At 60.7% G+C, this 8,645-nt stretch carries 7 protein-coding genes; 4 read left to right on the forward strand and 3 right to left on the reverse strand.

Going from position 1 to position 8,645, the window contains the following annotated elements:
- Positions 1 to 17: 17 nt before the first annotated feature.
- The 4 genes from araD1 to QDY28_RS20640 all read left to right on the forward strand — a co-directional run bounded on the left by araD1 (position 18) and on the right by QDY28_RS20640 (position 4,980).
- The gene (gene araD1 / locus QDY28_RS20625; RefSeq protein ID WP_331383513.1) at positions 18 to 1,016 is read left to right on the forward strand and encodes an AraD1 family protein; all 999 of its coding nucleotides are present in this window, start codon (positions 18 to 20) and stop codon (positions 1,014 to 1,016) included.
- A gap of 66 nt (positions 1,017 to 1,082) precedes the next feature.
- A complete protein-coding gene (locus QDY28_RS20630; protein ID WP_331383514.1) occupies positions 1,083 to 2,516 on the forward strand; it encodes an aldehyde dehydrogenase family protein in 1,434 nt (477 codons plus the stop codon).
- 63 nt (positions 2,517 to 2,579) lie between these two features.
- The gene (gene araD, locus QDY28_RS20635) at positions 2,580 to 4,325 is read left to right on the forward strand and encodes an L-arabinonate dehydratase (RefSeq protein ID WP_331383515.1); all 1,746 of its coding nucleotides are present in this window, start codon (positions 2,580 to 2,582) and stop codon (positions 4,323 to 4,325) included.
- A 178-nt stretch (positions 4,326 to 4,503) separates the two neighbouring features.
- Positions 4,504 to 4,980: a cupin domain-containing protein gene (locus tag QDY28_RS20640; RefSeq protein ID WP_331383516.1), complete on the forward strand. Its 477-nt coding sequence runs from the start codon at positions 4,504 to 4,506 to the stop codon at positions 4,978 to 4,980.
- Between the two features lie 2 nt (positions 4,981 to 4,982).
- Here the strand turns inward: QDY28_RS20640 and QDY28_RS20645 are convergent, their stop codons facing one another.
- From QDY28_RS20645 to QDY28_RS20655, 3 genes are read right to left on the reverse strand one after another with little or no spacing between them, the layout of a single operon-like run.
- Complete coding sequence (locus tag QDY28_RS20645; protein WP_331383517.1) at positions 4,983 to 5,807, reverse strand: transglutaminase family protein; 825 nt, start codon at positions 5,805 to 5,807, stop codon at positions 4,983 to 4,985.
- Between the two features lie 12 nt (positions 5,808 to 5,819).
- Positions 5,820 to 6,761, reverse strand: a complete 942-nt coding sequence (locus QDY28_RS20650) for an alpha-E domain-containing protein (RefSeq protein ID WP_331383518.1) — start codon at positions 6,759 to 6,761, stop codon at positions 5,820 to 5,822.
- Between the two features lie 7 nt (positions 6,762 to 6,768).
- The gene (locus QDY28_RS20655; RefSeq protein ID WP_331383519.1) at positions 6,769 to 8,178 is read right to left on the reverse strand and encodes a circularly permuted type 2 ATP-grasp protein; all 1,410 of its coding nucleotides are present in this window, start codon (positions 8,176 to 8,178) and stop codon (positions 6,769 to 6,771) included.
- Positions 8,179 to 8,645 lie beyond the last annotated feature (467 nt).

The following is an 8,645-nucleotide window of genomic DNA, read 5'->3' on the forward strand; positions in this document are numbered from 1 at the left end:
AGAAAAGGATGAAAAACATGCTCATTTCCCAGATCAAAGGTTCGAACGGCGGGATCGTCGTCGCCGTGCGCAATGGGCCGGGCACTCCCGCGAAGGCTGTTGTGAATGCCGGCAGCGTCTACGCCTTGGCCATGGAAGCTGCCGATAACGGCAAATCTCTCGTCTCCGTCATCGAGGCGCATGGGCTCGGCGAAGAGATCGATCTGGAAAAAGCATATGCCGAAGGTCGTTTCCTGCCGCCGATCACCCATCCCGATGCCGCCCACCTGCATCTGACCGGCACCGGCCTGACTCATCTCGGCTCGGCTGCGACCCGCGATTCCATGCACAAGAAGACGACGGAAGCTGCCGAGGAGACGCTGACCGACTCGATGAAGATGTTCAAGATGGGCATCGAAGGCGGTAAGCCGAAGGCCGGCGAAAAGGGCGTGCAGCCGGAATGGTTCTACAAGGGCAACGGCTATGGCGCGGCGGCACCCGGCGCGGCACTCGTATCCCCGTCTTTCGCGCTCGATGGCGGCGAGGAGCCGGAGATGGCGGGCATCTATGTCATCGCCAAGGACGGCTCACCGTTCCGCATCGGCTTTGCGCTCTCGAATGAATTTTCCGATCACATCACCGAGCGGATCAACTACCTCTATCTCGCCCACTCCAAGTTGCGCCCCGCAAGCTTCGGCCCGGAAATCCGTATCGGCGCTGCACCGGAAGATATCCGGGGCACTTCGCGCATCAAGCGCGGCGACAAGGTGATCTTCGAAAAGCCCTTCCTCTCGGGCGAGGCGAATATGTCGCATACTTTCGCCAATCTCGAATACCATCATTTCAAATACGGCCTGTTCCGCATTCCCGGCGACGTCCATGTCCATATGTTCGGCACGGCGACGCTCTCCTTCGCGGAAGGCATCAAGCCGGAAGCCGGCGATGTCTTCGAAATCGAAGTTGCCGATTTCGGTCTGCCGCTGCGCAATCCGCTCGCTATCGCCGCCGAAGAGGAAGTGGCCGTTCGCCAGCTCTAACGTGTAGAGGCCGGCTACCTGTGTGTGACCGGCCGTTTCCAAGAAGATCCAGGAAGGCATGAAGCCATGACCATTCATCAGAATCTGATCGCCGGCGAATGGACCGGTACGACCGGCGCCGAGAATATCAATCCGTCTGATACAAACGAAGTCGTCGGCCTTTATGCCAGCGCCACCGTCCAGGACGTTGCCGACGCCATTGCCGCCGCCAAGGCGGCTTTTCCGGCATGGTCGCGCTCCGGCATTCTGGAGCGCCACACGATCCTGAAGAAGGCTGGCGAAGAGATCCTCGCCCGCAAGGACGAGCTCGGCGCTCTGCTCGCCCGTGAAGAAGGCAAGACGCTGCCTGAAGCGATCGGCGAGACGATCCGTGCCGCGCAGATCTTCGAATTCTTCGCCGGCGAGGCCCTGCGCCTTGCAGGCGAGGTGGTTCCTTCGGTGCGTCCGAACATTGGCGTCGAGATCACCCGCGAGCCGCTTGGCGTCATCGGCATCATCACGCCCTGGAACTTTCCGATTGCCATCCCGGCGTGGAAGATCGCGCCGGCGCTCTGCTATGGCAACACCATCGTCTTCAAGCCGGCCGATCTCGTGCCGGGCTGTTCTTGGGCGATCGTCGATATTCTCCACCGCGCCGGCCTGCCGAAGGGCGTCCTGAACCTCGTCATGGGCAAGGGCTCGGTTGTCGGCCAGGCAATGCTGGACAGCCCGGTTCTTTCGGGCATCACCTTCACCGGCTCGGTCGGCACGGGTAAGCGCGTTGCGCTTTCCTCCGTCGAGCATGGCCGCAAGTGCCAGCTCGAAATGGGCGGCAAGAACCCGATGGTCGTGCTTGACGACGCGGACCTCACCGTTGCCGTCGAGGCGGCTGCCAATTCCGCCTTCTTCTCGACGGGCCAGCGCTGCACGGCCTCGTCGCGCCTCATCGTCACCGAAGGCATTCACGACAGGTTCGTGGCGGCATTGACGGAGAAGCTGAAGACGCTGAACGTCGACAACGCCATCAAGGCCGGCACGCATATCGGCCCGGTCGTCGATGCCAAGCAGTTGAAGACCGACACGGACTATATCGAGATTGGCAAGCAGGAAGGCGCCAAGCTTGCCTTCGGCGGCGAACTCGTCAGCCGCGACACACCCGGCTTCTACCTGCAGCCGACGCTGTTTACCGAAGCGACGAACCAGATGCGTATCAGCCGCGAAGAGATATTCGGGCCGGTCGCCTCGGTCATCCGGGTGAAGGATTACGAAGAGGCGCTGGCAACGGCCAACGACACGCCGTTTGGCCTCTCCTCCGGCATCGCAACGACCAGCCTGAAACATGCGACGCATTTCAAGCGCAATGCGGAAGCCGGCATGGTGATGGTGAACCTGCCGACGGCCGGCGTCGATTTCCATGTGCCCTTCGGCGGCCGCAAGGGCTCGTCCTTCGGCCCGCGCGAGCAAGGCAAATATGCCGCCGAGTTCTTCACCACCGTCAAGACCGCCTACACGCTGGCCTGACCATCGATTTAAAGGCCCAGACGCGAACGAGGTGGCCTGGGCGACGCAAAAGGTACAGAGACAATGAAAAAGAAAGCTGAATGGCCGCGCAAGCTGCGTTCCTATGACTGGTTCGGCGGCACCGGCAAGAATGCGATCATGCATCGCTCCTGGATGAAGAACCAGGGCCTGCCGGCCGATACGTTCGACGGCCGTCCAATCATCGGCATCTGTAATACCTGGTCGGAGCTGACGCCCTGCAACGCGCATCTGCGCGACCTTGCAGAGCGCGTGAAGCGCGGTGTCTACGAAGCGGGCGGTTTCCCAGTCGAGTTCCCGGTCTTCTCCGTCGGCGAAAGCACGCTGCGCCCAACGGCGATGATGTTCCGCAACCTGGCGGCCATGGATGTGGAAGAAGCGATCCGCGGCAATCCGGTCGATGGCGTCGTGCTGCTCGGCGGCTGCGACAAGACCACGCCGAGCCTGCTGATGGGCGCTGCTTCGGTCGACATTCCGGTCATCCTCGTGTCCGGCGGTCCGATGCTGAATGGCAAGTGGCGCGGCAAGGATGTCGGCTCCGGCACGGCGATCTGGCAGTTCTCGGAAATGGTGAAGTCCGGCGAGATGTCGCTGGATGAATTCATGGATGCGGAGCAGGGCATGGCCCGCTCGGCCGGTAGCTGCATGACCATGGGCACGGCCTCGACCATGGCGTCGATGGCCGAAGCGCTGGGCATGACGCTGCCGGGCAATGCTGCCATCCCGGCTGTCGATGCACGCCGCCGCGTCATCTCGCAGCTTTCCGGCCGCCGCATCGTCGATATGGTCAAGGAAGACCTGAAGCCTTCCGATATTCTGACCAAGGAAGCCTTCGAAAACGCCATCCGCGTCAACGGCGCCGTCGGCGGTTCGACCAATGCCGTTCTGCACCTGCTGGCGCTTGCCGGCCGCATCGGGGTCGATCTGTCGCTGGACGATTGGGATCGCCTCGGCCGCGAAGTGCCGACGATCGTCAACCTGCAGCCGTCGGGCAAGCACCTGATGGAAGAGTTCTACTATGCCGGCGGCCTGCCCGTCGTCATCAAGGCTGTCGGGGAGATGGGCCTGCTGCATAAGGATGCCATCACCGTGACGGGCGATACCATCTGGGCCGGCGTCAAGGATGTCGTCAACTACAACGACGACGTCATCGTTCCCAAAGAAAAGGCGCTGACGCAGTCGGGCGGCATCGCGGTTCTGCGTGGCAATCTGGCGCCGAAGGGTGCTGTCCTGAAGCCGTCCGCCGCTTCGCCGCACCTGATGCAACACAAGGGCCGGGCTGTGGTCTTCGAAAGCATCGAAGACTATCACGCCCGCATCAACCGCGACGATCTCGATATCGACGAGAACTGCATCATGGTGCTGAAGTACTGCGGTCCGAAGGGTTATCCGGGCATGGCCGAAGTCGGCAATATGGGTCTGCCGCCGAAGGTGCTGAAGAAGGGCATCACCGACATGATCCGCATTTCCGATGCGCGCATGTCCGGTACGGCCTACGGCACCGTCATCCTGCATACCGCTCCGGAAGCTGCCGATGGCGGACCGCTGGCACTGGTTCAGAACGGCGACATCATTGCCGTCGACGTTCCGGCCCGCACTATCCAGCTCGAAGTGTCGGATGAGGAATTGGCAAAGCGCCGCGCGGCCTGGGTTTCCCCGGTCAAGCCGCTCACCGGCGGTTACGGCGGCCTCTACGTGAAGTCGGTCATGCAGGCCGATACCGGCGCCGACCTCGACTTCCTCGTCGGCCCGCGCGGCTCGGAAATCCCGAACAATCGCGACAGCCACTAAGTTTAGCGTTTGGAATTGGAAAGGGCGGGACGAATGTTCCGCCCTTTTCGCATGTTGCAGCCGTTCGGTAGGTAGCGGCGCATGTCGGTCCATGTTTTTGGCCGCACTGCTTTGATCAGCAGTTCATGATATAGTTCCTTCCGGATCGCATCCTTAATCTGGCATCCGGGGGATCGCTATGTCAGCCTTGCAGGCCGATACCTACTATCTCTTTGGCAATCTTCTCCGTTTTCATGCTCACAGCACCGATACAGGCGGGGCGTATTGCCTTGTCGAGACGCTGACGGCGCCAGGGGCGGGGGCGCCGCCGAACAGGCATCCCGATGACGACGAGGCGTTTTATATCGTGGAAGGCCTGTTCGAATTCATGGTCGATGGCGAGACCGTTCAGGCGCAGGCCGGTAGTTTCGTCAAGATCCCGACCGGCGCCATTCACGCATTCCGCAATATCGGTTCGACGCCGGGCCGGCTGCTGATCATCAATTCGCCCGGCCGCGTTCACGATGGTTTCTTTACCGAAGCAGGCGAGGCGATGCCGGTGGGTACACGCGACCTGCCGCCGCCTGGCGGAGAGCCGCCGGATATTGCGCGTGTGGTTGAGATCGGGCGGCGCAATGGGCTGGAATTCCTGTTGCCTGATGGCGAGGCGCACTAAACTCAGCTTTGGCTCTGACTCTGGCTTTGCCCCTGCTTGGCCACCATCACCTTGACCGAGAGGCTTTCGCCGGGCGTGCCGAGGCGCATGCCCGAGACCGGGGCGGCATCGCGATAGCAGAGGCCGGTGGCGATGCGAACGTAGCGCGCGTCGGGGCAGACATCATTGGCCGGATCGAAACCCACCCAGCCAAGGCCGGGAATATGCGCTTCGGCCCAGGCATGCGTCGCGGCCTGTTCGGGCGTTCCTTCCATCAGCAGGTAGCCTGAGACATAACGGGCAGGGATGTGCAAAGCGCGGGCGCCGGCAATGAAGATTTGGGCGTGGTCCTGGCAGACGCCGCTCTTCTTCTCCAGGGCCTGTTCGGCGGTCGTTTCGGTGTCGCTGGTGCCAGGCTTATATTCCACCGTCTGGTGGATTGCGCCCATCAACGCATGCATCTTGCCGAGTTCATTATCGGCGGAAACGCTGCGCAACAGCTCCTTCGTAAGTTTGCCAGCCTTGGTGCGCGGCGTTTCTCGCAGGAAAAGCCAGAGCGGGCTGAAGCCGCTATGCTGGCCGATGACGCCATTCAGGTCCTGCGTTTCGATCTCGCCGCTAGCGACGATCCGGGTTGTCTCCTGCGCGCCGTCGAGCGAGACAAGCGTCACGCGATTGGCGAACTGGTCCTCATATTCGACTTCCGGATGGGCGCCCTCGACCGTCAGCTTCCAATCGAGGACGGTCTGGCCGGGACCGGTGAGCGGCGTGAGCCTCAGGCGCTGCAATGAAAATTGCGCCGGTTCGTCGTAGCGGTATTCGGTGGTATGGCTGATCGTCAGTCTCATAGTGTGATCCGCTTACTGATAGAACCGGTAGCCGTCGGAGATTTCCGCGCTGAGCTTATTGTTGCGCGAAACGAAATCCTCGAGGAACTCGTGCAGTCCCTGATCCATGATGCTCTTGACGGTCAGCGTCTGCAGCATCTTGCGAATGGCATCGGCGGTGTCGTAGGCCGGGAGCCGCTGATCATACTCGGTCCCGAGATAGCCGATATTGCTGACGATCTTTTCGTAGCAATAGGCAAGCGAGCGCGGCATCTGACCATTGAGGATCAGGAAGTCGGCAATGTTGGCCGGCTTGTATTCCGGATCGTACGCCCATTTATAGGCGCGATGGGCGGAGACCGAGCGCAGGATCGATTCCCATTGCGCATTGTCGAGCGACGAACCGACATGGGAGATCGACGGCAGCAGCACGTAATATTTCACGTCGAGAATGCGCGCCGTATTGTCGGCGCGTTCGATGAAGGTGCCGATGCGGGCGAAGTTGTAAAGTTCGTTGCGCAGCATCGAGCCGTGAAACGCGCCGCGGATCAATCCGGCGCGGCGCTTGATAACCTCGATCATCTCCGGCACCTCGGCGGTCTTCAGGCGCTTGGCGAGCAATGTCTTCAGCTCGATCCAGCATTCATTGGTCGCTTCCCACGTGTCGCGGGTCAGCGCCGTGCGGACCATGCGGGCGTTGTTGCGGCCATAATCGATGCAGGACATCACGCTCGATGGATTCGAGCGGTCGCGGATCAGGTAATCGATCGCGTCCGCACCGGTCAGTTTGCCGTGCACCTCATTATAGGCTTCGCGCACGCCGGCGCTCTGCAATACACCATCCCAATCGTCTTCGGCCGCACCGCTGCGGGTCAGCGACATGCGCTGGCCGGCATCGACCAGACGGGCTATGTTTTCGGCGCGCTCGATGTAACGGAACATCCAGTAGAGGCCATTCGCGGTTCTTCCAAGCATGTCCGTCTCAGTCCTCCAGAACCCAGGTATCTTTGGTGCCGCCGCCCTGGCTGGAATTGACCACCAGCGACCCTTCCTTCAGCGCCACGCGGGTCAGGCCGCCTGGAATGATCTGCACCTTGTCGGAGACGAGGACATAGGGGCGCAGGTCGACATGGCGCGGGGCGATGCCCTTGTTGACCAGGATCGGCACGGTCGACAACGAAAGGGTCGGCTGGGCGATATAATTGTTCGGCTTGGCCTTCAGCTTCTCGGCAAATTCCGTCCGCTCCTTCTTCGAGGCGGTCGGACCGACGAGCATGCCGTAGCCGCCGGAACCGTGCACTTCCTTGACGACGAGGTCGGCAAGGTTCTCTAGCACGTATTTCAGGCTGTCCGGCTCGGAACAGCGCCATGTCGGCACGTTTTCGAGGATCGGTTTGCGGCCGGTGTAGAATTCGACGATCTCCGGCATATAGGAATAAATCGCCTTGTCGTCGGAAATGCCTGTGCCCGGCGCATTGGCGATGGTGATGTGGCCGGCGCGATAGACATCCATGATGCCCGGAATGCCGAGGGCCGAATCCGCACGGAAGGTGAGGGGGTCGAGGAAGTCGTCATCGACGCGGCGATAGAGGACATCGATTGCCTCGTAGCCGCGCGTGGTGCGCATCTTCACCTTGCCGTCGATGACGCGCAGATCCGAGCCTTCGACCAGCTCCACGCCCATCATGTCGGCAAGGAAGGAATGCTCGTAATAAGCGGAATTGTAGATGCCTGGGGTAAGAACGGCGACGCGCGGCTTGCCGTTGCAGCCGCGAGGGGCGAGCGAAGCAAGGCTCTGGCGCAGCAGCAGCGGATAATCCTCGACGCGCTGCACCTTGTTCTGATGAAACAGCTCCGGGAACATCTGCATCATGGTTTCCCGGTTTTCCAGCATGTAGGAGACGCCGGAGGGCGTGCGAGCATTGTCTTCCAGCACGTAGAACTGGTCCTCGCCGGTGCGGACGATATCGGTGCCGACGATATGGGTGTAGACGCCGCCTGGCGGGCGGAAGCCGATCATCTCCGGCAGGAAGGCATCGTTCTTTTCGATCAGCTCGCGCGGAATGCGGCCGGCGCGGATGATCTCCTGCTTGTGATAGATATCGTCGAGGAAGGCATTGAGTGCGATGACGCGCTGTTCGATGCCCTGGGCGAGTTTGCGCCATTCTCGGCCGGAAATGATGCGGGGGATGATGTCGAAGGGGATGAGTTTTTCGGCGGAGTCCGCATGCCCGTAGACTGCGAAGGTAATGCCTGTTTTTCGGAAGATGTTTTCCGCATCGCGGGATTTGGCAATGAGGTGGCCTCTATCCTGGCCTGAGTACCACTCGAAATATTTCTCGTAAGGTGTGCGCGGACTTTCATCCGCAGTAATCATTTCATCAAATGCCAAAGGCGCGGTCCCCGTGTTTTTTCCCATTTGAATACAACAGTTTTGACAATGCAAGAAGTATGCGCGTTTGCCCGCACGAATTTCGAAGCCGCCGAAAACGCCGGAATTCCAGGCTTTTTGGCTAGGCGCACCGGTAAACGAAAGTTTGCGGCCGCGGCGCTGCGATCAAAATCTAAGCGTGTGCATATTTTGTCGTCGGCAGGATGGAATGGCGTGCCAAGACCCTCTTATGTTCGTTTGCAAGGTCTTTAGTCATGACTGTTTCCTTTCCGGTCTTGACGACGAAAGCACATGCGTGGAGCTGTTGAACAAAGGAGGAGACAGGGCATTTTGACGACGGCTGGCATACTCTTATGCGCGGATTGGGTACCGCATTTCCGTGTGTTCGTCTGGGGCTGCCTCTGTCTAATTTCGGGCTTGGAATTATCCGCCACATAGGGTCCGCGAGGGTTCCCCACCGGAGCCCT

Origin of the sequence: Rhizobium sp. BR 362 (genome assembly GCF_036528765.1) — a bacterium.
In the GTDB taxonomy this organism is placed as follows: Bacteria; Pseudomonadota; Alphaproteobacteria; order Rhizobiales; family Rhizobiaceae; genus Rhizobium.

What these genes read in the sequence shown, in the direction of transcription:
- QDY28_RS20650 (WP_331383518.1), bottom strand. Translation starts at nt 6,761, where the DNA reads ATGCTTGGAAGAACCGCGAATGGCCTCTACTGGATGTTCCGTTACATC.
- QDY28_RS20645 (WP_331383517.1), bottom strand. Translation starts at nt 5,807, where the DNA reads ATGAGACTGACGATCAGCCATACCACCGAATACCGCTACGACGAACCG.
- QDY28_RS20630 (WP_331383514.1), top strand. Translation starts at nt 1,083, where the DNA reads ATGACCATTCATCAGAATCTGATCGCCGGCGAATGGACCGGTACGACC.
- araD1 (WP_331383513.1), top strand. Translation starts at nt 18, where the DNA reads ATGCTCATTTCCCAGATCAAAGGTTCGAACGGCGGGATCGTCGTCGCC.
- araD (WP_331383515.1), top strand. Translation starts at nt 2,580, where the DNA reads ATGAAAAAGAAAGCTGAATGGCCGCGCAAGCTGCGTTCCTATGACTGG.
- QDY28_RS20640 (WP_331383516.1), top strand. Translation starts at nt 4,504, where the DNA reads ATGTCAGCCTTGCAGGCCGATACCTACTATCTCTTTGGCAATCTTCTC.